At 61.2% G+C, this 25,473-nt stretch carries 21 protein-coding genes; 9 read left to right on the top strand and 12 right to left on the bottom strand.

Annotated features, from left to right (window positions below; all coding sequences use genetic code 11):
- Positions 1–189: 189 nt before the first annotated feature.
- Together AACV02_RS03440 and AACV02_RS03435 are read right to left on the bottom strand one after the other, a co-directional pair.
- Positions 190–1,959, bottom strand: a complete 1,770-nt coding sequence (locus tag AACV02_RS03440) for an acyl-CoA dehydrogenase C-terminal domain-containing protein (RefSeq protein ID WP_119737642.1) — start codon at positions 1,957–1,959, stop codon at positions 190–192.
- 90 nt (positions 1,960–2,049) lie between these two features.
- On the bottom strand, positions 2,050–3,339 hold the full coding sequence (locus AACV02_RS03435; RefSeq protein ID WP_119737640.1) for a GGDEF domain-containing protein: 1,290 nt from the start codon (positions 3,337–3,339) through the stop codon (positions 2,050–2,052).
- A 315-nt stretch (positions 3,340–3,654) separates the two neighbouring features.
- Here AACV02_RS03435 and AACV02_RS03430 point away from each other — a divergent pair, with 315 nt between their 5' ends.
- On the top strand, positions 3,655–5,250 hold the full coding sequence (locus AACV02_RS03430; RefSeq protein ID WP_119737638.1) for a hypothetical protein: 1,596 nt from the start codon (positions 3,655–3,657) through the stop codon (positions 5,248–5,250).
- A gap of 76 nt (positions 5,251–5,326) precedes the next feature.
- Here the strand turns inward: AACV02_RS03430 and AACV02_RS03425 are convergent, their stop codons facing one another.
- The 7 genes from AACV02_RS03425 to bioB form a co-directional block, all read right to left on the bottom strand.
- Entirely contained in the window at positions 5,327–7,132 is a 1,806-nt protein-coding gene (locus AACV02_RS03425; protein ID WP_106575546.1) for a phenylacyl-CoA dehydrogenase, read from the bottom strand.
- Between the two features lie 351 nt (positions 7,133–7,483).
- Positions 7,484–7,765, bottom strand: coding sequence for a hypothetical protein (locus tag AACV02_RS03420; RefSeq protein ID WP_025857014.1), 282 nt, complete (start codon positions 7,763–7,765; stop codon positions 7,484–7,486).
- A gap of 106 nt (positions 7,766–7,871) precedes the next feature.
- The gene (bioD, locus tag AACV02_RS03415) at positions 7,872–8,552 is read right to left on the bottom strand and encodes a dethiobiotin synthase (RefSeq protein ID WP_106575548.1); all 681 of its coding nucleotides are present in this window, start codon (positions 8,550–8,552) and stop codon (positions 7,872–7,874) included.
- Positions 8,549–9,361 carry a malonyl-ACP O-methyltransferase BioC gene (bioC, locus tag AACV02_RS03410; RefSeq protein WP_119737635.1) on the bottom strand — a complete coding sequence of 271 codons (813 nt, stop codon included), beginning with the start codon at positions 9,359–9,361 and terminating at the stop codon, positions 8,549–8,551. Before bioC ends, bioD begins: the two co-directional genes overlap by 4 nt.
- Positions 9,354–10,085: an alpha/beta fold hydrolase gene (locus AACV02_RS03405; protein ID WP_119737633.1), complete on the bottom strand. Its 732-nt coding sequence runs from the start codon at positions 10,083–10,085 to the stop codon at positions 9,354–9,356. The genes bioC and AACV02_RS03405 overlap by 8 nt, the downstream gene beginning before the upstream one ends.
- Positions 10,078–11,259 (bottom strand): 8-amino-7-oxononanoate synthase, encoded by a 1,182-nt coding sequence (gene bioF, locus AACV02_RS03400; RefSeq protein ID WP_119737631.1) that lies wholly within the window; start codon positions 11,257–11,259, stop codon positions 10,078–10,080. Before bioF ends, AACV02_RS03405 begins: the two co-directional genes overlap by 8 nt.
- A 157-nt stretch (positions 11,260–11,416) precedes the next feature.
- Positions 11,417–12,472, bottom strand: a complete 1,056-nt coding sequence (bioB, locus tag AACV02_RS03395) for a biotin synthase BioB (RefSeq protein ID WP_119737629.1) — start codon at positions 12,470–12,472, stop codon at positions 11,417–11,419.
- 92 nt (positions 12,473–12,564) lie between these two features.
- Here bioB and AACV02_RS03390 point away from each other — a divergent pair, with 92 nt between their 5' ends.
- The 5 genes from AACV02_RS03390 to rarD all read left to right on the top strand — a co-directional run bounded on the left by AACV02_RS03390 (position 12,565) and on the right by rarD (position 18,266).
- Positions 12,565–13,302, top strand: coding sequence for a ComF family protein (locus AACV02_RS03390; RefSeq protein ID WP_119737626.1), 738 nt, complete (start codon positions 12,565–12,567; stop codon positions 13,300–13,302).
- Positions 13,303–13,359: 57 nt separating this feature from the next.
- Entirely contained in the window at positions 13,360–14,124 is a 765-nt protein-coding gene (locus AACV02_RS03385; RefSeq protein WP_106575554.1) for a TOBE domain-containing protein, read from the top strand.
- Positions 14,125–14,203: 79 nt separating this feature from the next.
- A complete protein-coding gene (locus tag AACV02_RS03380) occupies positions 14,204–16,102 on the top strand; it encodes a PhoX family protein (protein WP_119737624.1) in 1,899 nt (632 codons plus the stop codon).
- 176 nt (positions 16,103–16,278) lie between these two features.
- Positions 16,279–17,253: a serine/threonine protein kinase gene (locus AACV02_RS03375; protein ID WP_106575556.1), complete on the top strand. Its 975-nt coding sequence runs from the start codon at positions 16,279–16,281 to the stop codon at positions 17,251–17,253.
- A gap of 128 nt (positions 17,254–17,381) precedes the next feature.
- The gene (gene rarD / locus AACV02_RS03370; RefSeq protein WP_106575557.1) at positions 17,382–18,266 is read left to right on the top strand and encodes an EamA family transporter RarD; all 885 of its coding nucleotides are present in this window, start codon (positions 17,382–17,384) and stop codon (positions 18,264–18,266) included.
- 226 nt (positions 18,267–18,492) lie between these two features.
- Here rarD and AACV02_RS03365 read toward each other — a convergent pair whose 3' ends face one another.
- Positions 18,493–19,005: a glycine cleavage system protein R gene (locus tag AACV02_RS03365; RefSeq protein WP_119737622.1), complete on the bottom strand. Its 513-nt coding sequence runs from the start codon at positions 19,003–19,005 to the stop codon at positions 18,493–18,495.
- 388 nt (positions 19,006–19,393) lie between these two features.
- Between AACV02_RS03365 and AACV02_RS03360 the strand changes: the two genes are divergently transcribed.
- A complete protein-coding gene (locus AACV02_RS03360) occupies positions 19,394–21,571 on the top strand; it encodes a malate synthase G (protein ID WP_119737620.1) in 2,178 nt (725 codons plus the stop codon).
- Positions 21,572–21,632: 61 nt separating this feature from the next.
- Here AACV02_RS03360 and AACV02_RS03355 read toward each other — a convergent pair whose 3' ends face one another.
- On the bottom strand, positions 21,633–22,001 hold the full coding sequence (locus AACV02_RS03355) for a hypothetical protein (protein WP_119737618.1): 369 nt from the start codon (positions 21,999–22,001) through the stop codon (positions 21,633–21,635).
- Positions 22,002–22,132: 131 nt separating this feature from the next.
- On the bottom strand, positions 22,133–22,579 hold the full coding sequence (locus AACV02_RS03350; protein WP_106575561.1) for a response regulator: 447 nt from the start codon (positions 22,577–22,579) through the stop codon (positions 22,133–22,135).
- A gap of 246 nt (positions 22,580–22,825) precedes the next feature.
- Between AACV02_RS03350 and AACV02_RS03345 the strand changes: the two genes are divergently transcribed.
- On the top strand, positions 22,826–24,760 hold the full coding sequence (locus AACV02_RS03345) for a putative nucleotidyltransferase substrate binding domain-containing protein (protein ID WP_119737616.1): 1,935 nt from the start codon (positions 22,826–22,828) through the stop codon (positions 24,758–24,760).
- The gene (locus tag AACV02_RS03340) at positions 24,757–25,464 is read left to right on the top strand and encodes a 3'-5' exonuclease (RefSeq protein WP_119737614.1); all 708 of its coding nucleotides are present in this window, start codon (positions 24,757–24,759) and stop codon (positions 25,462–25,464) included. Before AACV02_RS03345 ends, AACV02_RS03340 begins: the two co-directional genes overlap by 4 nt.
- The last annotated feature ends 9 nt before the right edge of the window (positions 25,465–25,473 follow it).

Genomic DNA, 25,473 nt, shown 5'->3' with positions numbered 1-25,473 from the left:
ACTTTTCAGACACATAGGGTCCGTTCGTGACTATTAAGTATTTATAAGTCACGCACAGATCTAATGCAGGAGCTGGCTTGCCTGCGATGGCATCACCGCCGTTTCACTGACCTACCGAGGTGACTGCAGCGCAGGCAAACCAGCTCCCACACAAGCCCGCACACAGTTACCTGCAGAAGAATCAGCCGCCTACAGTGCAAACAACTGAGCAGGCAGGCTCATCAGGCACTCGCTGCCCGTCTCCACCGCGGCCCGGTGCGTGGCCGTGCGCGGCAGCAAACGCTTGAAGTAGAAGTCGCAGGTCGCCAACTTAGCCTGGGCAAACTCGGTGTCGTCCTGTGCTTGAGCCGCGATGGCCATCCGCAACCACAGGTAGGCCAGGATCACGTAACCGCTGTACATCAAGTAATCCACAGCCGCCGCGCCCACTTCGTCGGGGTTTTTCATGGCGGCCATGCCGACCTTCATTGTCAGCTCGCCCCATTGCTGGTTCAGTTGATCGAGTTGCGCCACATGGGCCTTGAGCTGCGGGTGCTCGGCATTTGCCGCGCAGAATTTATGCACGATTTTGGTAAAACCACGCAGCAGCTTGCCCTGGCTACCTAACACCTTGCGCCCCAGCAGGTCGAGCGCCTGGATGCCATTGGTGCCTTCATAGATCGGCGCGATCCGCGCATCGCGTGCCAGCTGTTCCATGCCCCATTCGCGAATATAGCCGTGACCGCCGAATACCTGCATGCCGTGGTTGGTCACCTCCAGGCCCGTGTCGGTCATAAAGGCTTTGCAGATCGGCGTGAGAAACGCCAACAGGTCTTCAGCCTCCTGGCGCTGGCCCGCGTCGTTGCTCAGGTGCGCGGTGTCGAGCAATTGCGCGGTGAAATACGCCAGCGCGCGGTTGCCTTCGTTGAAGGCTTTCATGGTCAGCAACATGCGGCGTACATCAGCGTGCACGATGATGGGGTCGGCGGCCTTTTCCGGGGCTTTGGCGCCGGTCAGCGAGCGCATTTGCAGGCGATCATTGGCGTATTTGACCGCGCCCTGGAAGCTCGCCTCGCCATTGCACAGGCCCTGCATGCCAGTCCCCAGCCGTGCGTGGTTCATCATGGTGAACATGCAGTTGAGGCCTTTATTCGCCTCACCAATCAGAAACCCCTTGGCACCGTCAAAGTTGAGCACGCACGTGGCCGAGGCCTTGATGCCCATCTTGTGCTCGATGGAGCCGCAGTGCACCGCGTTGCGCTCACCCGAGTCGGCATGGAACTTGGGCACGATAAACAGCGAGATACCTTTGGTGCCCGCCGGCGCATCCGGCAGTTTGGCCAGCACCAAGTGGATGATGTTCGCACTCAGGTCATGCTCGCCGGCCGAGATGAAGATCTTGCTGCCGGTGACCGCATAACTGCCGTCGGCCTGGGGCACGGCGCGGGTCTTGATCAGCCCCAGGTCGGTGCCGCAGTGGGCTTCGGTCAGGCACATGGTGCCGGTCCATTCGCCGGCGGTGAGTTTGGTCAGGTAGGTGGCTTTCTGCTCCTCGGTGCCATGGGCGTAGATCGCCGACATTGCGCCATGGGTCAGCCCCGGGTACATGCCCCAGGACGTGTTGCTGGAGCCGATCATTTCGCTCAACACCAGCCCCAGCGAGTGCGGCAAGCCTTGCCCACCGTAGGCTGGGTCCGCTGCCACGCCATGCCAGCCGCCTTCCACGTACTGGGCGAAAGCTTGCTTGAAGCCCTTGGGTGTGGTGACCACGCCATTGTCGAAATGGCAGCCTTCCTCATCGCCGCTGCGATTAAGCGGCGCAAGCACGTTTTCGCAGAATTTGGCGCCTTCTTCGAGGATCGCACTGACCATATCCGGGCTGGCGTCTGTGGCGCCGAGGGCCGCGTAGTGGCCGTGGAAATCAAACACGTTGTCGATCAGAAAGCGCATGTCGCGCAGGGGAGCTTTGTACTCAGGCATGGCGATGTCTCCGGCAGCAGATGGTTTAAACCTACTGCCGGCCACGGTCTCGGACAATCACTGTAGAACCGCTGAATACGTCGCCATCACTCAACCGGCAGCACTCGCCATGCGCACCGCGCCACGCCGGGTTTGCCCGGCCGCGACCACGCAGTTACGTCCCGCGCCCTTGGCAGCATAAAGCGCCTCGTCGGCGGATTTGAGCACTTCTTCCGGGGTGCGCTGTTCGGCCTGGCGCTCGGCCACACCGATGCTGACGGTTACCGACACACTCGACGCGCCGCTGCCCGCGCGGCGTTGGCGGCCCTGCTGGTCGTCATGAGGGCGGTCGGGGTTGCGCAGCTTGATGTCGTAGTGGGCGATGATCTCGCGAATTTCTTCGAGGTGCGGCATGCACTCATCCAGCGTTTTACCGGCGAAGACCACTGCAAACTCTTCACCGCCGTAGCGGTAGGCACGCCCGCCGCCATTGACCTTGGAGAGCTTGCTGGCGACCAGGCGCAATACCTGGTCGCCGACGTCATGACCGTGGGTGTCGTTGAAACGCTTGAAGTGATCGACGTCACTCATTGCCAGCACATAGTTGCGCCCCAGGCGCTGCATGCGTTCGTTGAGCGCGCGGCGGCCCGGCAAGCCGGTCAGTTCGTCACGGAAGGCCATTTGATACGCCTCATGCGCCACGCCCGCGGCGATCATCAGCATCACCTGGCTGCACATGATGTTCAGGGTAAAGGGCAGGATAAAGGTCTGCGGCAACATCCAGAACAGCCCGAGCAAGCCAACCAGTTGCGCGGCGTGCAACGGGCGCGGCTGATACCAGTACTGCGCCGCCAGGGTGACAAATCCAATCAGGAACATGGGGTACGACAGCTGGATCAGGCTCATCCAGCTGCCGTGCAAGGCCGGCCAGCGAATCTCCGCCAGCCAGCTCAACAGGGCTTGCGGGAAGCTTTGCTCAAGCGCCAGGGCCACGCTGCCGACTGCGATGAGCACGGCGCAACGGGCCACGAAATCGCGAAACAGGTGGGTTTTCTCCTGCCACAGCGCGTAGATACTGAACAATAACGGCAGCAACAGGCAGCACAGATGAAACACCACCGCCGCGTCTTCCCGGACTCGGCCATTGTCGCGGTAGTAATCGGTCTGGGTGTCCAACAGGAAATAAACGACGTACACCGTGATCATCAGAAACAGTTCACGCTGGCGCCGATACACCGCGCAATACGAGCCGCCCAGCAGCAGCACCAAGGTCGGCAGCACGTTGAAAAGCGAGGTGAAGAACACATTGAGGTCCTTCACGTACGCAGCCGACAGCCCCGCCAGCAGTAACAGCAGTGAAGGTAGGAAATGACTGAAACGTACAGCGGACGCGCGTGACAAGGGTAAAGCTCCGACCCACTCAAAAAGATGGCACAGTGCCTTCACTGCGCACAGTTAAGCACATTCAATGTGAGGTGTATCACATTGCCATCACTTTAACGGCCGCTCGGCTTAATCCCTGAGTGTTGCGCTGCGGTTTTTTTACATGCCATTGCGCATAAAAGAGGCGGATGCAATGCGCAGGCCACCTTGTACTGTCAGTTATGACAGTAGTCGTCGAGGGAATTGGCATGTTTACTTGCGCGTACCACTCAATACCGCCCAGCGAGTATTCGGGACAGGGAGTGTCCCTTAAACACGATGGGAGTGACCCTCATGGAAACCTTGGTATCCGAACTCGTGAGCACCAGCTCTCAGTTCCTGATTCGTAACGCAATACCCGCGCTGCCGCCCCTGATCGTGGTGGATGCTCTGCCCGGGACGGGCGGCATGGTGCCTCTGACGACGGCAGAACGTGATCTGCGCATTCGGATTCCAGCGTTGCCGCAGCCCGGGCCTGCCGGGGCCCAGCCCACTATCCGGGTGTACGCCGAACTGCCCCCGCCGCATGAACACCAAGTCATCGCGTACCTCCGGTTGCCGTCTTACCCCACAGCAGACATTGATATGCCAGTGCCGCGCCGCTTCGTGAGCAGTGAGGGCGATTATCTGCTGACCTACATCCTGGAAGCCGGCGACAACGTGCTGTGTGCCACTGCCAGCACGCCGCTGCGGGTGCATAAAACGCCACCTTTTGGTTACCTGACCATCACACCGCCAGCCCCGCTGCTGCCATTGAACCTGGCGACTGCGGTGATTACCGAAGAGTATCTGGCCAGCAATGACCCGGTCGTCTTCCGGATTCCCGAGCACGCAGAGATCAACACCCAGGTCGCGCTGAGGGTCATTCCCTACTACGGCATTACCGACCGGCACATGCAGTTTCCGTTTGCACTTCCAGGCCCCGTTACCTTGCCCGACTATCCGGCCCCGCGCGTGCTCTCCATACCGGCCTCCGTGATTCGCGAACGCGGCAACGGCCTCATGCAACTGACCTACCGCTTCCTGGACCGACTGGGCAACCGCTCTCGTGATTCGTTGATTCTGGAACTCAGGGTCGCGCTGCAACTGACCCCTTCAAACATTGCCGCTCCGCGCGTGACACAGGCGATTGCGCCCGACAACACGGTGACTCAGGCCGATATCGACCTGAGCGGGCAAGGCGGGATGGAGGTTTGGCTGGACAGTGTCACCAATTTGCAGATCAACGACGCTGTGGCCGTTGTCGTGGGCACGAATACCGTCTTGGCGCCACCTGTGATTTACGTGGGCCAACCACTGCCGCTGCGCCTAGTGATCACGACGGCGCAATTACTGGCCATCCTTCCGGGCGCCGCCAGCAACAACACACCCACCCAGATAAAATTCCGGATCACCCGGGGGACCACCTTCGTGGAGGGACCTACCAGGAATATCATCCTGAACTTCTCGCCGTTGATGACACTGGCGCAGCCGCAGGTGCTCAACCTTATCGGCGGCAATCTCACCTGCGCCTCGCCACAGCCTACGAGCCTGACCTTTCTAAACCGGTCTATCGGTGTATTTATCCCGCCCTCTGCGCTGTTGCGTGCCAACACGGCGGGAACATTGACGTGCGTAATGAGCCGTCAGGATGACGGTTCAGTCCCCATTGCGCCCCCACTGACGTTCCCGATTGTGTGGGCTGCCTCGGCTTCCACCACCGGGCAAACCGTGTACCTGCAGTATTCGGCCACCATGCGGGTGATCGGCAGGGACATCATGTACCTCAGCTACACGACGCAGAATGCCGCCGGGCAATTGCTTCAGTCGCCACCGACGGACATTCCAGTCAGGGGCGTTTTGCCGGGCAACACCTACTGCGACGGCGCGCCTTTTATCCCGACACCTTAAGCGCCGCGTTGCTGGCCCCCACAAAAAAGCCGCCGCTCCCGAAAGAGCGGCGGCTTTTTCATGAACCCGCCGAGGCTTAGTAGCCCAGGTCGAAGTTCTCTTCTTTCATGTCCATCAGGTTGTTGGCGCCCGACAGCATGGTTGCAACGTGAGTGCGGGTACGCGGCAGAATGCGCTGGAAGTAGAAGCGCGCGGTCTGCAGCTTGGCGGTGTAAAACGCCTCTTCGGTGGTGCCGGCCGCCAGTTTCTCGGCCGCCAGGCGTGCCATATCGGCCCAGAAGTAAGCCAGGCACGCGTAGCCGGAGTACATCAGGTAATCCACCGAAGCAGCACCGACTTCTTCACGGTCTTTCATCGCGGCCATGCCGACCTTCATGGTCAACTCGCCCCATTCCTTGTTCAGTGCAGCCAGCGGTGCGACGAACTCTTTGACCGCTTCGTTGCCTTCGTTGGCCTGGCAGAACTTGTGCACGATCTTGGTGAAGCCCTTGAGCGCCTCGCCTTGAGTCATCAACACTTTACGGCCGAGCAGGTCCAGCGCCTGGATACCGGTGGTGCCTTCGTACAGCATCGAAATGCGGCTGTCGCGAACGTTCTGCTCCATGCCCCACTCGGCAATGAAGCCGTGGCCGCCGTAGATTTGCACGCCGTGGTTGGCGGATTCAAAACCGACTTCGGTCATGAACGCCTTGGCGATCGGAGTCATGAAGGCCAGCAGGGCATCGGCCTGCTTCTTCGCTTCATCGTCGGTACCGTATTTGACGATGTCCACTTGCTTGGCGGTGAAGTACACCATCGCACGGTTGCCTTCGGCGAAGGCTTTCATGGTCAGCAGCATGCGGCGCACGTCGGGGTGCACGATGATCGGGTCAGCGGCTTTGTCCGGTGCTTTCGGGCCGGTCAGCGAACGCATTTGCAGGCGATCGCGAGCGTATTTCAGGCCGCCCTGGAAACCGATTTCGGCGTGGGACAAGCCCTGCAGGGCAGTGCCCAGGCGCGCGGTGTTCATAAAGGTGAACATGCAGTTCAGGCCTTTGTTAGCCGGGCCGATCAGGAAACCGGTGGCCGCGTCGAAGTTCATCACGCAGGTGGCGTTGCCGTGGATGCCCATCTTGTGTTCCAGGGAACCACAGGACACCGCGTTGCGCTCGCCAATCGAACCGTCTGCGTTTGGCAGGAATTTGGGCACGATAAACAGCGAAATGCCTTTGGTGCCAGCCGGTGCGTCCGGCAGGCGAGCCAGCACGATGTGGACGATGTTGTCGGCCATGTCGTGTTCACCGGCCGAGATGAAGATCTTGGTGCCGGAGACTTTGTAGGAACCGTCGGCCTGAGGCTCGGCCTTGGTGCGCAACATGCCCAGGTCGGTGCCGCAATGGGGTTCGGTCAGGCACATGGTGCCGGTCCACTCGCCCGAGACCAGTTTGGTCAGGTAGGCATTTTGCTGCTCAGGGGTGCCGTGCTCGGAGATGGTGTTCATCGCACCGTGCGACAGGCCCGGGTACATGCCCCACGACCAGTTGGCAGCACCAACCATTTCGCTGACTGCAAGGCCCAGGGATTCCGGCAGGCCTTGGCCGCCGTGCTCCACGTCGTGGGCCAGGCTTGGCCAGCCGCCTTCAACGAACTGTTTGTAGGCTTCTTTGAAACCCGTCGGGGTCTTAACGCCTGACTCGCTCCAGGTACAGCCTTCGATGTCGCCCACGCGGTTCAACGGTGCCAGCACTTGCTCACAGAACTTGGCGCCTTCTTCGAGGATGGCGTCAACCATGTCCGGGGTAGCGTCCTGGCAAGCCGGCAGGCTCTGATAGTGCGCTTCATAACCGAGCAGTTCGTCACGAACGAAGCGAATATCACGCAAGGGGGCCTTGTAGTCAGGCATAGCGATAAACCTCTGCTGATGAATCTGGGATGAACAACCGCGTGGATGCGTTGTGGCGGTCAAACAGGTGTTTGAAACATACGTTTACGACCTGGGGTTGTCAAGCATCGTCCAGACGCCATTTGTCATGACGCGGATCAACGGCGCGCACGGCAAGGCCTGCGGCGGGTTGCCACAGCAAAAAGGAGTTTAGAAGTTAGAGAGGGCGAAGCGAGACAAATGTGGGAGCTGGCTTGCCTGCGATAGCATCACCGCGGTCTACCCGTAATACCGGGGTGCTTGCATCGCAGGCAAGCCAGCTCCCACACAAGCCAGCTCCCAAAAGAAAGCCGGCGGATCTAGAGAAAGGGATTAAGCGTAGGTGTCGATCAACGTACCGAGCATTTCATCCGAAGCCTTGGCGACTTTGGCGCCCAGCTCCACTTGAAACTTGCCTTGGGCCATTTCGACCATATTGCTCGCCGAGTTGGACGGCTGAGCCCGGTCGTTGGCTTGCAGACGATCGCTTTGTGCGTCCGATGGCTGGGTCGTCGCGGCGCTGGCAATCTTGCCGGCGGCCTGGTCGACGCGGTTCTGCCCGGCCTGAATCGTGCTCAGCCCCGAATAAAACGCGCTGCTTCCAGAGATTTCCATGGCGTAAGCCTGCCTTTAGAGAATCGTGAACCTGAATTGAAGCAGACATCCCGGCAAAACGCCCGTCAAAAACACTAATGGCATAATGCCTTAGCGATAGCCAAAATCAGTCAAGCAGGTCCAGTTCCAGGTATTCGGCGACGGCTTCGGCGCTGGCCTGCTTGAGTTTCGGCACGCGCCCAAGGCAAGGCGCCGGTAACCGCTCAGCCAGGGTGGCGAGGTTCTCTTCCAGACGAGAGGTCTTGGGGTCGATGATATTCGCCACCCAGCCTGCCAACGGCAAACCGTCTCGCGCTATGGCTTCCGCGGTGAGCAACGCATGGCTGATACAACCCAGACGCACGCCCACCACCAGGATCACCGGCAGCTTGAGCGCCTTGGCCAGGTCCGACAGGTTGTCCTGATCGGCCAGGGGCACCCGCCAGCCGCCCGCGCCTTCAATCAAGGTGAAATCCGCCTGCCGCGCCAGAATCTGCTGCATCGGTTTCAACAGCGATTGCACCGTCAGCGCCACGCCCGCCTCGCGCGCCGCCAGGTGCGGCGCAATTGCGGGTTCGAACGCCACCGGGTTGACCTCGGCATAGCTCAACGGCAACGAACACTCGGCCAACAGCGCCAAGGCGTCGGCATTGCGTAATCCTTTGGGGGTGACCTGGCAGCCCGAAGCCACGGGCTTGCCAGCGGCGGTGCTTTTACCCGCAAGCCTTGCGGCATGCAGCAGGCCGGCGGCGATGGTGGTCTTGCCAACATCGGTGTCGGTACCGGTGATGAAGTAAGCGGCGCTCATAGAGGTTTCTCCAGTACGGCATACACCACTTGGTAGGTGGCGGGCAGGCCTTGGGCCTGACGGAACTGCTCGTAAGCGTCCACCAGTGCAACAATCCTTGCGCGCCCCGTCAACCCTCCCGGGCGGCCCGGGTTGAGGTTGTGCGCGCCCAATGCTTTGAGTTCATGGGTCAGGCTGCGCACATCCGGGTAGTGCAACACGTGCGGCCGGCGCTCCAGGCTCACCACCCGCAAGCCGCTGGCGGCGCACAGCTGTTGATAAGCCTCAAAAGTGCGGAAGCGATTGACGTGCACCAGGCCGTCTGCGGCCCGCCAGCTTTCGCGCAGCTCACTCAGGGTGCCCGCGCACAAGCTCGCAAACGCCAATACCCCGCCGGGTTGGAGCACGCGATAAGCCTCGCTGAGCACGGCGTCGAAATTCGCACACCACTGCACCGCCAGGCTGGAGAAGATCAGCCCGCAACTGCTGCCCTGCAACGGCAGGCGTTCAGCATCACCGGCAATAAAGTGCTCGGCGCCGCCCAACGGCCGCGCGTGGTTGAGCATGCCTTCGGCAATATCCACCGCCACCCCCTGGCTGGCGGGCAACCGCTCGCCCAGCACGCGGCTGAAAAAACCGGTGCCCGAGCCCAGGTCCAGCCAGCGTTGCGGCGCGGTGCCCGTCGGCAGGCGAGCCAACAGCTCGTGGCCCACGGCGCGCTGCAACGCGGCGACGCTGTCGTAACTGGCGGCGGCACGGGAGAAAGACGCCGCCACCTGGCGCTTGTCCGGCAAGGCGCCCGGCAGTGTTGGGTGGGATAAATCAGTCATCAACGCACTCGTGCAAAAAAGCCTGGATGGCCCCCGCTACACCGTGAGGGTCTTCCAGAAGAAAAGCGTGACCAGCCTGTTCAATCAGGCCGATTTCTATATCGGGGAGCAGCGCCAGCAGGTCGCCAGCCGCCTGCGCGGGCACCAGACCATCCCAGCCTGCGAACAGATGCAACTGTGGGCCGCGATAGCCGAGCAAAGCTTCGCGGGTATCCAGTTGAGCCAGCAACTCAAGGCCGGTCATCAATTCGCTGGAAGGCGTATTCGGCGCGCCGCTGACCAGTAAACGCGAGAGCCCGCGCGGGTCTTGCGCACCCTTGGCACACAGCAGGCCGAAGCGTTTGAGGGTGACCTGGGAGTCGGCATGGCAGCCGGCGAGAAACGCATCGAATGTCTCAGCCGGCATCGCGCTGGGCCAGCCGGCATGGGCGACGAAACACGGGTTGCTCGCCAACGTCAGCAAGCCGCAGCAACGTTCGCCGCGCCGCGCCGCCAGCTCCGACGCGAGCATGCCGCCCAGGGACCACCCACCCAGCCAGGCGTTGTCGGGCAGCGTGGCGTCGAGTTCGTCGAGCCATTCACTCACGTCACTCGATGGCAGTGTTGGCAATGGCTCGATCTGCACCTGCAGGTGTTCGTCGAGGCCGCGCAAGGCTGCGGCCAGGGGCTCCAGTGGCGATACGCCAAGGCCCCAGCCGGGCAGCAATATCAGTCGATCACGCATGGTCGGGCTCCGTGGCGCCTAACAAGCGGAAGCACTCTTCCAATGCGTTTAACAATAGCTGCACCTGCGCCGCGCTGTGGGCCGCCGTCAAGGTCACGCGCAAACGCGCGCCGCCGGCAGGCACGGTGGGCGGGCGGATCGCGGTGACCATCAGGCCGCGCTCGCGCAGCAGCTGCGACAGGCGCACGGCGCGGGCGCTGTCGCCAATCAGGATCGGCTGGATCGGCGTGAAGCTGTCCATCAAGTCCAGGCCGAGCTGTTCGGCGCCCTGACGGAACTGGCGGATCAGGCCATTGAGATGCTCGCGTCGCCAATGCTCGGTGCGCAGCAGCTCCAGGCTTTTCAAGGTTGCGCAGGCCAACGCCGGCGGTTGGCTGGTGGTGTAGATGTAAGGCCGGGCGAACTGGATCAGGCTTTCGATCAGCTCTTCGCTGCCCGCCACAAACGCCCCGGCCGTGCCAAAGGCTTTGCCCAGCGTGCCAACCAGCACCGGCACATCCTCCGGGCTCAAGCCGAAATGCTCGACGATCCCGCCGCCAGTGGCCCCCAGCGGGCCGAAGCCGTGAGCATCATCCACCATCAACCAGGCGCCTTTGGCCCTGGTTTCACGGGCCAGCGCGGGCAGGCCGGCCAGATCGCCGTCCATGCTGAAGACGCCGTCGGTGACCACCAGCGTGTTGCCGGTAGCCTTCTCCAACCGCTTGGCCAGGCTGGCGGCGTCGTTGTGTAAATAGCGGTTGAACCGCGCACCGCTGAGCAAACCGGCATCCAGCAACGAGGCATGGTTGAGACGGTCTTCCAGCACCGTGTCGCCCTGCCCCACCAGCGCCGTGACGGCGCCGAGGTTGGCCATGTAGCCGGTGGTGAACAGCAACGCGCGTGGGCGCCCGGTCAGGTCGGCCAGGGCTTCTTCCAGTTCATGGTGCGGCGTGGCATGGCCAACCACCAAGTGGGATGCGCCACCGCCCACGCCCCAGCGGGACGCACCGGCGCGCCAGGCTTCGATCACATGCGGGTGATTGGCCAGGCCCAGGTAATCGTTGTTGCAGAACGCCAGCAACGGTTGGCCGTCCACCACGACTTCAGGGCCTTGCGGGCTCTGGAGCAAAGGGCGTTGACGGTAAAGGTGTTCGGCACGACGGGCAGCGAGACGCGCGGCGAGATCAAAAGACATGCAGGCCTCGGATTAGCAGGTGAACTCGGTCAAACATGTGGGAGCGGGCTTGCTCGCGAATACGGTGCGTCAGTCAACCTATCTTTCACTGATCCACCGCATTCGCGAGCAAGCCCGCTCCCACATTTGGAGTGCATTCCAAATAGGAGGATCGGCGTCAAACCGCGGCGTTATAGAACTGCTCGCTGCTCTTCTGCTCCACCAACGCCTGCTCGATGGCCGCCTGGTGCACTTCATCGGCATGCTCTTCACGGGCTTCCGGCAGGATGCCCAGGCGCGCAAACAGCTGCATGTCCTTGTCAGCCTGCGGGTTGGCGGTGGTCAGCAGCTTGTCGCCGTAGAAGATCGAGTTGGCGCCGGCGAAGAACGCCAGGGCCTGCATCTGCTCGTTCATGGCTTCACGGCCGGCCGACAGGCGCACGTGCGACTGCGGCATCAGGATGCGCGCCACGGCCAGCATGCGGATGAAGTCGAACGGGTCGATGTCATCGGCGTTTTCCAGCGGCGTACCGGCCACCTTCACCAGCATGTTGATCGGCACCGACTCCGGATGCTCCGGCAGGTTGGCCAGCTGGATCAGCAGGTTGGCGCGGTCGTCGAGGGACTCGCCCATGCCGAGGATGCCACCCGAGCAGATCTTCATGCCCGAATCGCGCACATAGGCCAGGGTTTGCAGGCGCTCGCCGTAGGTGCGCGTGGTGATGATCGAACCGTAGAACTCAGGCGAGGTGTCGAGGTTGTGGTTGTAGTAGTCGAGGCCGGCCTGGGCCAGGGCCTCGGTCTGGTCCTGGTCGAGACGGCCGAGCGTCATGCAGGTTTCCAGGCCCATGGCCTTCACGCCTTTGACCATTTCCAACACGTACGGCATGTCTTTGGCCGACGGGTGTTTCCAGGCGGCGCCCATGCAGAAGCGAGTCGAGCCAATGGCCTTGGCGCGGGCGGCCTCTTCGAGGACCTTCTGCACTTCCATCAGCTTTTCTTTTTCCAGGCCAGTGTTGTAGTGGCCCGACTGCGGACAATATTTGCAATCTTCCGGGCAGGCGCCGGTTTTGATCGACAGCAACGTCGACACCTGCACGCGGTTGGCGTCGAAATGCGCGCGGTGCACGGTCTGCGCCTGGAACAACAGGTCATTGAAAGGCTGCACGAACAGCGCTTTGACTTCGGCTAAGGACCAATCGTGACGCAGGTTGGCAGTGGTGCTGGCGCTCATGGGCGATTCCTTCATTATGCTTGGGCTTTCGCTGCGGGAAGGGCAATACCCACAGTCACGACACGGATGCTCGGCATATTTAAGGAAGATTCATGCACTGTCAACCTGGATACAAACACGAGGTTTACATCTGGCTAAAAAACAACCAGACCTGTTTAATTTGCGATGAGGCCACAGAATCGGCCGATTGTGTGTGCAACGTCTGCGAAACAGAGCTGCCATGGTTGCTGGAACAATGCGAGGTGTGCGCCTTGCCGCTGCCAACCAGCGGTTTGATCTGCGGCCAATGCCTGAAAACCCCGCCTGCGTTTAAACACGTCGTCGCGCCGTGGTCCTTCAGCTTTCCCGTCGACACCCTGATCAGCCGCTTCAAGCATCAGTCACGCTGGCCTCTCGGCCATCTGCTCGCGCGCCTGCTGGGGCATCACCTGCAACACCGTTTTGACAACGCCGAACTCGAGCGCCCCGACTGCCTGCTGCCCGTGCCCCTGGCGCGTAAACGCCTGCGCGAACGTGGCTTCAACCAGGCGCTGATGCTGTCACGCTGGCTGAGTGAGCAGCTTGCTATCCCGCACGATGACCATCTGTTGTTACGCCCCCATGAAACCGTCGCGCAACAAGCCCTCGACGCCAAAACCCGCAAACGCAACCTGCTCGCCGCGTTTGCACTGGCTCCCGACGCCCAGGTGCAAGGCCGCCACCTGGCGCTGGTCGACGACGTACTGACCACCGGCGCCACCGCCCACAGCCTGGCGCGGTTGTTGATGGACGCGGGAGCGCGGCAAGTCGACGTGTACTGCCTGGCACGCACACCTAAACCCGGGGCATGACTTGACTCGCGTGCGCCACGCCTGCAACGTCCGCTGACCTTATCGAAGCGTATCCACATGTCTCTGCCGACCTCGCTCAGCCAACACATCATCCGCCGCCCCCAGCGCATCGCCTTGCTGGCGCACATCGCCGAGCAAGGCTCGATCACCCGCGCGGCCAAGAGCGCCGGTTTGAGTTACAAGGCCGCCTGGGATGCCATCGACGAACTGAACAACCTGGCGCAAAAACCGCTGGTGGAACGCAGCGTCGGCGGCAAAGGCGGCGGCGGTGCCAAGCTGACGGCCGAGGGTGAGCGCGTGCTGCGCCTTTACCAGCGTTTGCAAGTGTTGCAGGCCCAGGTGCTGGGCTCGGACGAAGACGCGAGCGACTTCAACCTGCTCGGCCGGCTGATGCTGCGCACCAGCGCGCGCAACCAACTGCACGGCCAGGTCATCGCGATTGAAAGCCATGGCCGCAATGACATGATCCGCCTGCAACTGTCGGGCGCCTTGAGCCTGAGCGCGCAGATCACCCACGACAGCACGCTGCGCCTGGAACTGGAGACCGGCGTGGAAGTGGTCGCCTTGATCAAGGCCGGCTGGCTGGAATTGCTCGCCCTGGGGCAGGTAGCAACACCTGGACACAATTGCATGAGCGGCGTGATCGAGACGATTCTCGACGCCGACGACGGCCCCAGCGAGGTGCGCATCACCCTGCCCAACGGCCAGGTTTTATGCGCCCTGGCGCAGCCCGCCGCGCTCAAGGCGCTGAAGGCCGCCGAGGGCCAGCCAATTCAGGTGCAGTTCTCGCCCAGCAACGTGTTGCTCGGCACGCCGGTGTAGCGCGAGGGCTACTTCAAACTGCAACAATTTCGTCACGCGTGCTCCTTAAGGTGTCTGCAAAAACCGCAGGGAGCCTGAAATGAGCCTATTAGAAGACAACCAAGCCACCGACCTTGAACAGATGGTCGGCCTCACCCGTCGCCGTTTCATCGGCGCGGGGGCTTTGTGCGGCGCCGCGATGTTCCTCGGCGGCAACCTGCTGAGCCGCAGCGCCCTGGCTGTCAACGCCGCGTCCAGCAGCCCGTTGCTGGGGTTCCCCAGCATCGCCGCCGCCACCCGCGACGCCATCACCCTGCCACCTGGCTACAGCGCCTCAGTGCTGATCAGCTGGGGCCAGCCATTGCACAAAAATGCCCCGGCGTTCGACCCCTCCGGCAACGGCAGCGCCAAGGCCCAGGAGCGACAGTTCGGTGACAACAACGACGGTATGAGCCTGTTCGCCTTCCCCGGTGACGACAACCGCGCGCTGATGGCGATCAACAACGAATACACCAATTACCGTTACCTCTACGCCCACGGCGGCGCGCCGCAATCGGCCGAGGACGTGCACAAGGCCCAGGCCAGTGAAGGCGTGTCGGTGATCGAAGTGCGGCGCAAGGGCGACACCTGGCAGTTCGTGCAGGACTCGCGCTACAACCGGCGCATCCATGGCAACTCGCCGATCCGCCTGAGCGGTCCGGCGGCGGGTCACGACTGGCTGAAAACCCGCGCCGACAAAACCGGTAAAAAAGTCCTCGGCACCTTCCAGAACTGCGCCAACGGCAAGACCCCATGGGGCACCTATCTGACGTGCGAAGAGAACTTCACCGACTGCTTTGGCAGCAGCAACCCACAACAGGCCTTCGACGCCGCGCAAAAGCGCTACGGCGTGGTGGCGGCCAGCAAAGAGATCAACTGGCATCAACACGACCCGCGTTTCGACATGGCCAAGAACCCCAATGAACTCAATCGCCATGGCTGGGTGGTAGAAATCGACCCGTTCGACCCGCAATCCACGCCGACCAAACGTACCGCCCTGGGCCGCTTCAAGCACGAAAATGCCGCACTGGCTGAAACCCGCGATGGCCGCGCCGTGGTGTACATGGGCGATGACGAGCGCGGCGAGTTTATCTACAAGTTCGTCAGCCGCGACAAGATCAACCACAAGAACCCCAAGGCCAACAAAGACCTGCTCGACCACGGCACCTTGTATGTGGCGATCTTCGACGCAGGCGACGGCAACGCCGACCACCCCAAGGGCACCGGCCAATGGGTCGAACTCACCCATGGCAAAAACGGCATTGACGCCAGCACCGGTTTCGCCAGCCAGGCCGAAGTGCTGATCCACGCGCGCCTGGCCGCCAGCGTGGTCAAGGCCACGCGCATGGACCGCCCGGAATGGATCGTGGTCAGCCCCACGGATGGTCAGGTCTATTGCACCCTCACCAACAACGCCAAGCGTGGCGAGGAAGGCCAGCCGGTAGGCGGCCCGAACCCGCGTGAGAAAAATGTCTACGGCCAGATCCTGCGCTGGAAAGCCGATGCCGATAACCATGGCTCCAACACGTTCTCCTGGGACCTGTTTGTAGTGGCCGGCAACCCCGGTGTGCATGCCGGCACGCCGAAGGGTGGCTCGTCCAATATCAACCCGCAAAACATGTTCAACAGCCCCGACGGCCTGGGTTTCGACAAGGCCGGGCGCCTGTGGATTCTCACCGATGGCGACTACAGCAACGCGGGTGACTTCGCCGGCATGGGCAACAACCAGATGCTGTGCGCCGACCCGAGCACCGGGGAAATCCGCCGGTTCATGGTCGGGCCAGTGGCGTGCGAGGTGACGGGGATCAGCTTTTCGCCAGATCAGAAGACGCTGTTTGTGGGGATTCAGCACCCGGGCGAAACCGGCGGCTCGAGCTGGCCGGAGCATCTGCCGAACGGCAAACCGCGTTCGTCGGTGATGGCAATTCGGCGGGATGATGGCGGGATCGTCGGCGCCTGATAGGCCCCAATCGGGGGCAAGCCCCCTCCCACACTCGACCGCGTTCCTAAGGTCAAACGCGGTCTTCGTGGGAGGGACTTGCCCCCGATGCGGCCAGTACAGACACCACCTATCTATCGCCGTGTGCGTTACCATACCGGGCCGGACGCGGCGCCCTGCTGCGCGCAGGAGTTCGCATGGCCCATCCGTTTGAAACACTCACCCCCGACCTGGTTCTCGACGCTGTCGAAAGTATCGGCTTCCTCAGCGATGCTCGCATTCTGGCGCTCAACAGCTACGAAAACCGCGTCTACCAAGTGGGTATCGAAGACTCTGAACCGCTGATCGCCAAGTTCTATCGGCCGCAGCGCTGGACCAACGAAGCGATCCTTGAAGAACACCGTTTCACCTTCGAATTGGCCGAGTGCGAAGTACCGGTGGTCGCCCCGTTGATCCACAACGGCGAAAGCCTATTCGAACACGCGGGTTTCCGCTTCACCCTGTTTCCGCGCCGGGGTGGCCGTGCGCCGGAGCCGGGCAATCTTGATCAGCTGTATCGCCTGGGTCAGCTGCTTGGCCGTTTGCACGCCGTCGGCTCGACCCGCCCGTTCGAACACCGCGAGGCGTTAGGGGTGAAAAACTTCGGTCACGACTCCCTCACGACCTTGCTGGAAGGTAACTTCATTCCGAAAAGCCTGCTGCCGGCCTACGAGTCCGTGGCCCGCGACCTGCTCAAGCGCGTGGAAGAGGTCTACAAAGCCACACCGCACAAGAACATCCGCATGCACGGCGACTGCCACCCCGGCAACATGATGTGCCGCGACGAGATGTTTCATATCGTCGACCTGGATGACTGCCGCATGGGCCCGGCCGTACAGGATTTGTGGATGATGCTCGCCGGTGATCGCCAGGAATGTCTGGGCCAACTGTCGGAATTGATGGACGGTTATCAGGAATTCCACGACTTCGACCCGCGCGAACTGGCGCTGATCGAACCCTTGCGCGCCTTGCGCCTGATGCACTACAGCGCCTGGCTGGCACGCCGCTGGGATGACCCGGCGTTCCCCCACAGCTTCCCGTGGTTCGGCAGCGAACGTTATTGGGGCGATCAGGTGTTGGCGTTGCGTGAGCAACTGTCGGCACTCAATGAAGAACCGCTGAAACTGTTCTGACACTGCCGCGACGCCTTGTGGGCGCTGGCGACCCGACAACCCAGCTCCCACAGAAAAGCAGCATCCCATCGTCTGACAAAAATCCTTACAATTGCGCCTTTGTTAGCTGCCTATGCAAGGATTCTGCAATGCAACCCGCCAACCCCCGCAAGGGTTACATCCTGGGCCTGAGCGCCTATGTCATCTGGGGCCTGTTCCCGATCTATTTCAAAGCCATCGCCAGCGTTCCCGCCGCCGAAATCATCGTGCACCGCGTGCTGTGGTCGGCGCTGTTTGGCGCTGTGCTGTTGATGGTGTGGAAACACCCGGGCTGGTTTCGTGAACTGCGCGACAACCCCAAGCGCCTGGCGATTCTGGCACTCAGCGGTGCGTTGATTGCCGCCAACTGGCTGACGTATGTGTGGTCGGTCAACAGCGGGCGCATGCTCGAGGCGAGCCTGGGTTATTACATCAACCCGCTGGTGAACGTGCTGCTGGGCATGCTGATTCTCGGCGAACGCCTGCGGCGCTTGCAGTGGATGGCCGTCGGGCTGGCGGCGGTGGGTGTGGCGCAACAGGTATGGCAGGTGGGCAGTTTGCCGTGGGTGTCGCTGGTGCTGGCGCTGACCTTTGGCTTCTACGGGCTGATCCGCAAGCAGGCACCCGTCAAGGCGCTACCGGGGTTGGTGGTGGAAACCTGGATGCTGGTGCCGATCGCTGTCGCCTGGCTGCTGTTCAACCCGTCGGCACACAGCGCACAGCTTGAATTTTGGGGCACCGGCGAAGCCTGGTGGCTGGTAGCGGCCGGCCCGGTCACGCTGATCCCATTGGTGTGTTTCAACGCTGCAGCGCGGCATTTGCCCTACACCGCCCTGGGGTTTTTGCAGTATGTGGCGCCTACCCTGGTGCTGTTGGAAGCGGTGTTCCTGTTCGGTGAACACTTGGCCACCAGCACGCTGATCGCGTTCGCGTTTATCTGGGCCGGCCTGGTGGTTTACAGCCTGGACGCCTGGCTGACGATCCGCAAACGCTGATCAAATAACGTACAAAGCTCTGCAAGCCACAGCGGGCCTGGCTTGCAGACATCCACCCCAAGGTTATCCACAACCTGATCCCCGCCATTTGTGCACAAACCCTTGAAACCGCTCGTTTTTTGCTCAATTCGAGGAGAAGCCCGGCCGACGTGGCCTGGCGCCGGGTCTCTACAGGTTATCCACAGGCCCATGCAAGATTTCCATGCATAACCCTGTGGGCAGGCCGTTATTCTTCGTGGTGCAACTCCACCATCAAGTCATCCGCCAGGGTTTCCAGGGACAGTTGCAAGGTATCCAGGGATAACGCGGTGGGCACCTGCAACAATGCCTCGGCGGTAAACAACGGATCACCGCTCATAGGCGCCGGGCGCACATCCGTGCTCAGGCTTTCAAGGTTCACGCCCTGTTTGCTCAACAGGGCCGTAATCTCGCGCACGATGCCCGAACGGTCGTTGCCCACCAGCGTCATCAGGATGGCCTTGGACGCCGCGGTCTGCCCTGAACTGCCCTCACCCACCAGCACGCGAATGCCGTGTGTGGATAAGTCCTCCAGCGCATTCACCAAACCCTGACGACTTTCGGCGGGCACGCTGACCCGCAGGATCCCGGCAAACTGCCCGGCCATGTGCGCCATTCGGCTCTCCAGCCAGTTGCCACCGTGGGCGGCAATATTCTGCGCAATGCGTTCAACCAGGCCGGGTTTGTCGGCGGCAATAATAGTGAGTACAAGATGGTCCATGGCGAAGCCCTCTGAATTCAATCTACAAGGTGGACGCAGGCGCCCTCGAAAACAAATCGTGTACCATTTTTATATTTATCTGGAACAATCTGATAGTTTTTTGAGAACATCCAATACCCCACTGTGACCGCATGACCAAAGTGGGTCGCTAAACGACGTATTTAGTCAAATTTTCACAACCGCAACTCATCATGTAGTATGCAAAACCGCGCACTACATAACGTTAGGTCGATGTCTGCCAAGGCACCAACGTATCGCGATAACCCGCCAGCCCAGCCGCCTTAACGGCATGTACTGGGGGATCGGGTTCGTGGTTTAAATGGCCAGAGGCTTCATTGGTAAATTGAAAAGCTGAAAAGCGCATAAGCTCCGCAGAGTGAGGCAAGCAATGACTGAACACGTTCAAGTCGGTGGCCTGCAGGTCGCCAAAGTCCTGTTCGACTTCGTGAACAACGAAGCCATTCCCGGTACCGGCATCACTGCCGACCAGTTCTGGGCCGGCGCCGACAAGGTCATTCACGACCTGGCACCGAAGAACAAAGCCCTACTCGCCAAACGCGACGATTTCCAGGCGCGGATCGATACCTGGCACCAGACCCACGCCGGCCAGGCCCACGACCCGGTGGCCTACAAAGCCTTCCTGCAAGACATCGGATACCTGCTGCCAGAAGCCGCAGACTTCCAGGCCTCGACCCAAAACGTCGATGACGAAATCGCCCGCATGGCCGGCCCTCAGCTGGTTGTGCCGGTGATGAACGCCCGTTTTGCCCTCAACGCTTCCAACGCACGTTGGGGCTCGCTGTATGACGCGCTGTATGGCACCGACGCCATCAGCGAAGCCGACGGCGCCGAAAAGGGTAAGGGCTACAACAAAGTGCGCGGCGACAAGGTGATTGCCTTCGCCCGTGCTTTTCTCGACGAAGCCGCGCCGCTCAGCGCCGGCAGCCATGTCGATTCCACCGGTTACAAGATCGCTGATGGCAAGCTCATCGTCAGCCTCAAGGGCGGCAGCAACAGCGGCCTGCGCGACGATGCACAACTGATCGGTTTCCAGGGGCCGGCGGACCAGCCGATCGCCATTTTGCTGAAACACAACGGCCTGCATTTCGAAATCCAGATCGACGCCAGCACGCCTGTCGGCCAGACCGATGCGGCCGGCGTCAAAGACGTGCTGATGGAAGCTGCACTGACCACCATCATGGACTGCGAAGACTCCGTCGCCGCCGTCGATGCCGATGACAAAGTGGTGATCTACCGCAACTGGCTCGGCCTGATGAAGGGCGACCTGGCCGAAGAAGTGGCCAAGGGCGGCAAGACCTTCACCCGCACCATGAACCCCGACCGTGTCTACACCGGCGTGGATGGCCAGGACGTGACCTTGCATGGCCGTTCGCTGCTGTTCGTGCGCAACGTTGGCCACTTGATGACCATCGACGCGATCCTCGACAAAGACGGCAACGAAGTACCGGAAGGCATTCTCGACGGTTTGCTCACCAGCCTGGCGGCCATCCACAGCCTCAACGGCACCAGCAGCCGCAAGAACAGCCGCACCGGCTCCGTGTACATCGTTAAACCAAAAATGCATGGCCCCGAAGAAGCTGCGTTCACCAACGAGCTGTTTGGGCGTATCGAAGTCGTACTGAACCTGCCGCGCAATACGTTGAAAGTCGGGATCATGGACGAGGAGCGCCGCACCACGGTCAACCTCAAAGCCTGCATCAAGGCCGCCAGCGAGCGCGTGGTGTTTATCAACACCGGCTTCCTCGACCGTACAGGCGACGAAATCCACACCTCCATGGAAGCTGGCGCGATGGTGCGCAAGGCGGCCATGAAGGCCGAGAAATGGATCGGCGCTTACGAGAACTGGAACGTCGATATCGGCCTGAGCACCGGCCTGCAAGGGCGTGCACAGATCGGTAAAGGCATGTGGGCGATGCCCGACCTGATGGCAGCGATGCTTGAACAGAAAATCGCTCACCCACTGGCCGGCGCCAACACCGCTTGGGTACCGTCGCCCACGGCGGCTGCACTGCACGCGCTGCACTACCACAAAGTCGATGTGTTCGCGCGTCAGGCCGAACTGGCCAAACGCGAGCGCGCGTCGGTGGACGATATCCTGACCATTCCTCTGGCCAGCAACACCGATTGGTCTGACGAGGAAATCCGCAACGAGCTGGACAACAATGCCCAAGGCATCCTTGGCTATGTCGTGCGCTGGATCGATCAAGGCGTCGGCTGCTCGAAAGTGCCGGACATCAATGACGTGGGCCTGATGGAAGACCGCGCCACCCTGCGCATCTCCAGCCAGCACATCGCCAACTGGCTGCGCCATGGCATCGTCAACGAAGCCCAAGTGATGGAAAGCCTCAAGCGCATGGCGCCGGTGGTAGACCGTCAAAATGCGGGGGATGCCCTGTATCGCCCCTTGGCGCCGGATTTCGACAGCAACATCGCGTTCCAGGCAGCGGTGGAGTTGGTGATTGAAGGGACCAAGCAACCCAATGGTTATACCGAGCCGGTGTTGCACCGTCGGCGCCGTGAGTTCAAAGCCAAAATGGGTGTGTAACTAACGAAGGGAGACGTCCCTGATCAAAAGATCAGGGACTGATCCTGCAGGGGCATTCAGATCATGGATAGAGGTAGTTCAACTCAGCCGTCCCCTTGATCTCCAGGTCGCGCCTTCCATCGTTGAACTTCCCACTGAACGTATATTTCAAGTTGTCGGTTGAGTTGGTGGAGGTCACTTCAACCGTTCCGGCAATAGGCAGAAGGATATCGCCCAAGCTGCATCCGAATTTCGAATCAGTTTCCTCGAACTTGTACGTCGTGGTGCCATCCTCGATGGCGGGAACAAATGACATCGAGACTGATGTACGGGTCGCAGAATCTGTACTTTGAAAGTGATTACTGTCACCCGAAACGCTCGTGGAGCTGGTGGTGCGCAAAAGCTTACCGTTGTGGAAAATATCCGCCTTAATCTTGCCAGCTATTTTCATGACTGACTCCTGGTGGTGAATGAAGGGGGCAACCGTTCCCGATCGCCGCGCACTCATCCAGTAAACAGCCCCACCTATTGCTTGCCTACTGTCAGAATTGACAGTGCTTAGCTGATACCGACCAGTGGACGTTACTGCGCCATTCCCAGCTCGCGCTTGACCATCTTCGCCAACTTCACGCTGTCGATAGGCTTGAGCAAAAAGTCCACCACGCTCAAGTGCATCGCATCGATGACATCCGGCGCTTCAGCGTCCCCGGACATGATGATGATTGGCAGCGCCGCCCGAGTAGAGCTGCGCACTTGGCGAATCAATTCCAGGCCATTGCTCGGCGCCATGCGCAGGTCGGTGATCAGCAGACCGATGGAGCTGCTGGAGCTCAACAAATCCCACGCCGCCTCTCCACTGTCGGCGGTCATGCAGCGAATGCCGTCCAGGCCCAGAATCTCCGCCAGTAATTCGCGCGCATCTTTGTCGTCATCGACGATCAACACACGTTGTGGCGGTAAATCAGGCTCCAGCATCACAGCGCTCAGTGCCTCGCGCTCTGCATCACTCAAAATATCGTGGTCGGGCATACGTTTCTCAGCAGTTCTCATCAATCTCCCAGCACACTCGTCAGACATCTGCGGAAGGGCGAACAATGTGCACTTCGTCGGAAAGTTTGACTAGTGGGCGTTCTACGGGGTTTGCACGGTAGCCATGTAAGGTTTTTCCCTAGTCGCCAATGGTTTGACCGCTACCTAGACTTACGTCCAATGGGCACCCAGGGCACGGGGGCCGACCATAAAGGACGATAACGACAAGAAACTGCGGTCACTGTTATGAGTAAAGCTGATGCTTTCACGCAGGCGGGAAAAACCGCCGTGTTGCAGAACATCCACGGCACCCTGCAATTCCTGCAACGCTTTCCCCCGTTCAACCAGATGGAAAACGCACACCTGGCGTATCTGGTCGAACAGTGCCAACTGCGCTTCTATGGTCAGGGCGACAGCATCCTCAAGCCGTCGGGTGGGCCGGTGGAGCATTTCTTCATCGTCAAGCAAGGCCGCGTGGTCGGCGAGCGCCCGTTGCTCAATCAAGACGCGACGCAAACCACCTTTGAAATCACCACCGGCGAGTGTTTCCCGCTGGCCGCGCTGCTGGGCGAACGCGCGACCCGCACCGAGCACAAGGCCGCCGAAGACACCTTCTGCCTGCAACTGAACAAGCCGGCCTTTATAAAGCTGTTCGCGCTTTCGAGCCCGTTTCGCGATTTCGCCCTGCGCGGCGTCAGCAGCCTGCTGGACCAAGTGAACCAACAGGTGCAGCAAAAAGCCGTGGAAACCCTCGGCACCCAATACTCGTTGAACACGCGCTTGGGCGACTTGGCCATGCGCCATCCCGTCACTTGCAGCCCGAGCACGCCGCTGCGCGAGGCGGTCACGCTGATGCATGAACAGCAAGTGGGCAGCATCGTCATCGTCGACGCGCACAAGGCGCCCCTGGGAATTTTCACCTTGCGCGACCTGCGCCAGGTAGTGGCCGATGGCACCAGTGACTTCAATCAGGTCATCGAGTCCCATATGACCCAGGCGCCGTTCTATTTGAGCCCGGACCACAGCGCCTTCGACGCCGCCATTGCCATGACCGAACGGCACATCGCCCACGTGTGCCTGGTCAAAGACCAGCGCGTGTGTGGCGTGGTGTCCGAGCGCGACCTGTTTTCCCTGCAGCGGGTGGACCTGGTGCACCTGGCGCGCACCATCCGCAATGCGCCACGCGTGGAAAACCTGGTGGCGATTCGCGGTGAGATCGGCCAATTGGTCGAACGCATGCTCGCCCATGGCGCATCGTCCACCCAGATTACCCACATTATTACGCTGCTCAACGATCACACCGTGTGCCGTGTGATCGAACTGACCCTGGCCGACAAGGGCGACCCCGGCGTGCCGTTCAGTTGGTTGTGTTTCGGCAGCGAGGGCCGCCGCGAGCAGACGCTGTATACCGACCAGGACAACGGCATCCTGTTCGACGCCAAGGATGCCGCCGAAGCCGCCGAGATCCGCGGCCGTTTGTTGCCCTTGGCACAGCAGATCAACCAGAGCCTGGCGTTGTGTGGTTTCAGCCTGTGCAAGGGCAATATCATGGCCGGTAACCCCGAACTGTGCCTGTCGCGGGCCGAATGGGCGCGGCGCTTCGGGGCGTTTATCCGTGAGGCCACGCCGGAGAACCTGCTGGGGTCGAGCATCTATTTCGATTTACGCGTGGTGTGGGGCGATGAACAGGGCTGCGAGCAATTGCGCCAGGGCATTCTCGATCAAGTCGCGGACAACCGGCTGTTCCAACGCATGCTGGCCGAGAACGCCTTGCGTCAGCGCCCGCCGGTGGGGCGTTTCCGCGACTTTGTGCTGACGCGCAAAGGTGGCGAAAAGGCCACCCTCGACCTCAAGGTGCAGGGCCTTACGCCCTTTGTCGATGGCGCGCGCCTGCTGGCCCTGGCCAACGGCATCCACGCCAACAACACCCTGGAGCGGCTGCGCCAGTTGGTGGACAAAGCGGTCATTGAGCGATTGGACGGCGCCGCGTATGAAGAGGCCTACCACTTTATCCAGCAAACCCGCATGCAGCAGCACCAACTGCAAACCCGCGAGAACCAGCCGTATTCCAACCGCGTCGACCCTGACAGCCTCAACCACTTGGACCGGCGCATCCTGCGTGAATCCCTGCGGCAGGCGCAGCGCCTGCAAAGCAGCCTGACCTTTCGGTACCAACTGTGAGTTTGTTCAGTTGGCTGCGTGCGAAAAAGCCCGGGCTCGACGCGACCCAGCTCAAGCGCCTGGCGCAGTTGCCCGCACCTGCCGTGCTGGGGGATGGCGCCCTGCGCAACCAGCGCTGGGTAGTTGTCGACCTGGAAACCAGCGGCCTTAACCTCAACCGCGACCAAGTGCTGTCCATTGGCGCGGTGGTGATTGAGGACGGTGCGGTGGATTTTTCGCAAATGTTCGAACGCACTTTGCGCCGTGCCGAAACAAAGCTGAGCCCCAGCGTGCTGATTCACGGCCTGGGGCCCAGCGCCATCGCCGCCGGCACCGACCCGGTCGAGGCGCTGCTGGACTTCATGGCGTTTGTTGGCGACAGCCCGCTGCTGGCGTTCCATGCCCCCTTCGATCAACACATGCTGTGCCGCGCGCTCAAGGACAGCCTCGGCTATCGCCTGGCGCACCCGTTCCTCGACGTCGCCGACATCGCCCCGCTGCTGTGCCCCGACGCGAATATCCGTGAAGCGGGGCTGGACGACTGGATCAACCACTTCAAGCTGCAGGTCGGTGAGCGCCATCACGCCAGCGCCGACGCCCTGGCCACGGCAGAGTTGATGCTCATCCTGTTGAGCCGTGCGCGTGCGCAGCACATCGACTCCCCGCAGGCGCTTCAAGCACGCGTGAGCCAATGGAAACGGCGCAAACATGCGCCATCGTTTTAATAGCACCGC

The sequence above is a fragment of the Pseudomonas sp. Larv2_ips genome, from assembly GCF_963879675.1.
In the GTDB taxonomy this organism is placed as follows: domain Bacteria; phylum Pseudomonadota; class Gammaproteobacteria; order Pseudomonadales; family Pseudomonadaceae; genus Aquipseudomonas.
This window is presented reverse-complemented; position numbering and strand designations above follow the sequence as displayed.

Coding starts and splice junctions, on each gene's coding strand:
- AACV02_RS03440 (WP_119737642.1), bottom strand. CDS start 1,959: ATGCCTGAGTACAAAGCTCCCCTGCGCGACATGCGCTTTCTGATCGAC.
- AACV02_RS03430 (WP_119737638.1), top strand. CDS start 3,655: ATGGAAACCTTGGTATCCGAACTCGTGAGCACCAGCTCTCAGTTCCTG.
- bioD (WP_106575548.1), bottom strand. CDS start 8,552: ATGAGCGCCGCTTACTTCATCACCGGTACCGACACCGATGTTGGCAAG.
- AACV02_RS03360 (WP_119737620.1), top strand. CDS start 19,394: ATGACTGAACACGTTCAAGTCGGTGGCCTGCAGGTCGCCAAAGTCCTG.
- AACV02_RS03365 (WP_119737622.1), bottom strand. CDS start 19,005: ATGGACCATCTTGTACTCACTATTATTGCCGCCGACAAACCCGGCCTG.
- AACV02_RS03420 (WP_025857014.1), bottom strand. CDS start 7,765: ATGGAAATCTCTGGAAGCAGCGCGTTTTATTCGGGGCTGAGCACGATT.
- AACV02_RS03380 (WP_119737624.1), top strand. CDS start 14,204: ATGAGCCTATTAGAAGACAACCAAGCCACCGACCTTGAACAGATGGTC.
- AACV02_RS03390 (WP_119737626.1), top strand. CDS start 12,565: ATGCACTGTCAACCTGGATACAAACACGAGGTTTACATCTGGCTAAAA.
- AACV02_RS03350 (WP_106575561.1), bottom strand. CDS start 22,579: ATGCCCGACCACGATATTTTGAGTGATGCAGAGCGCGAGGCACTGAGC.
- AACV02_RS03385 (WP_106575554.1), top strand. CDS start 13,360: ATGTCTCTGCCGACCTCGCTCAGCCAACACATCATCCGCCGCCCCCAG.
- AACV02_RS03375 (WP_106575556.1), top strand. CDS start 16,279: ATGGCCCATCCGTTTGAAACACTCACCCCCGACCTGGTTCTCGACGCT.
- bioC (WP_119737635.1), bottom strand. CDS start 9,361: ATGACTGATTTATCCCACCCAACACTGCCGGGCGCCTTGCCGGACAAG.
- AACV02_RS03345 (WP_119737616.1), top strand. CDS start 22,826: ATGAGTAAAGCTGATGCTTTCACGCAGGCGGGAAAAACCGCCGTGTTG.
- bioB (WP_119737629.1), bottom strand. CDS start 12,472: ATGAGCGCCAGCACCACTGCCAACCTGCGTCACGATTGGTCCTTAGCC.
- rarD (WP_106575557.1), top strand. CDS start 17,382: ATGCAACCCGCCAACCCCCGCAAGGGTTACATCCTGGGCCTGAGCGCC.
- AACV02_RS03405 (WP_119737633.1), bottom strand. CDS start 10,085: ATGCGTGATCGACTGATATTGCTGCCCGGCTGGGGCCTTGGCGTATCG.
- AACV02_RS03425 (WP_106575546.1), bottom strand. CDS start 7,132: ATGCCTGACTACAAGGCCCCCTTGCGTGATATTCGCTTCGTTCGTGAC.
- bioF (WP_119737631.1), bottom strand. CDS start 11,259: ATGTCTTTTGATCTCGCCGCGCGTCTCGCTGCCCGTCGTGCCGAACAC.
- AACV02_RS03355 (WP_119737618.1), bottom strand. CDS start 22,001: ATGAAAATAGCTGGCAAGATTAAGGCGGATATTTTCCACAACGGTAAG.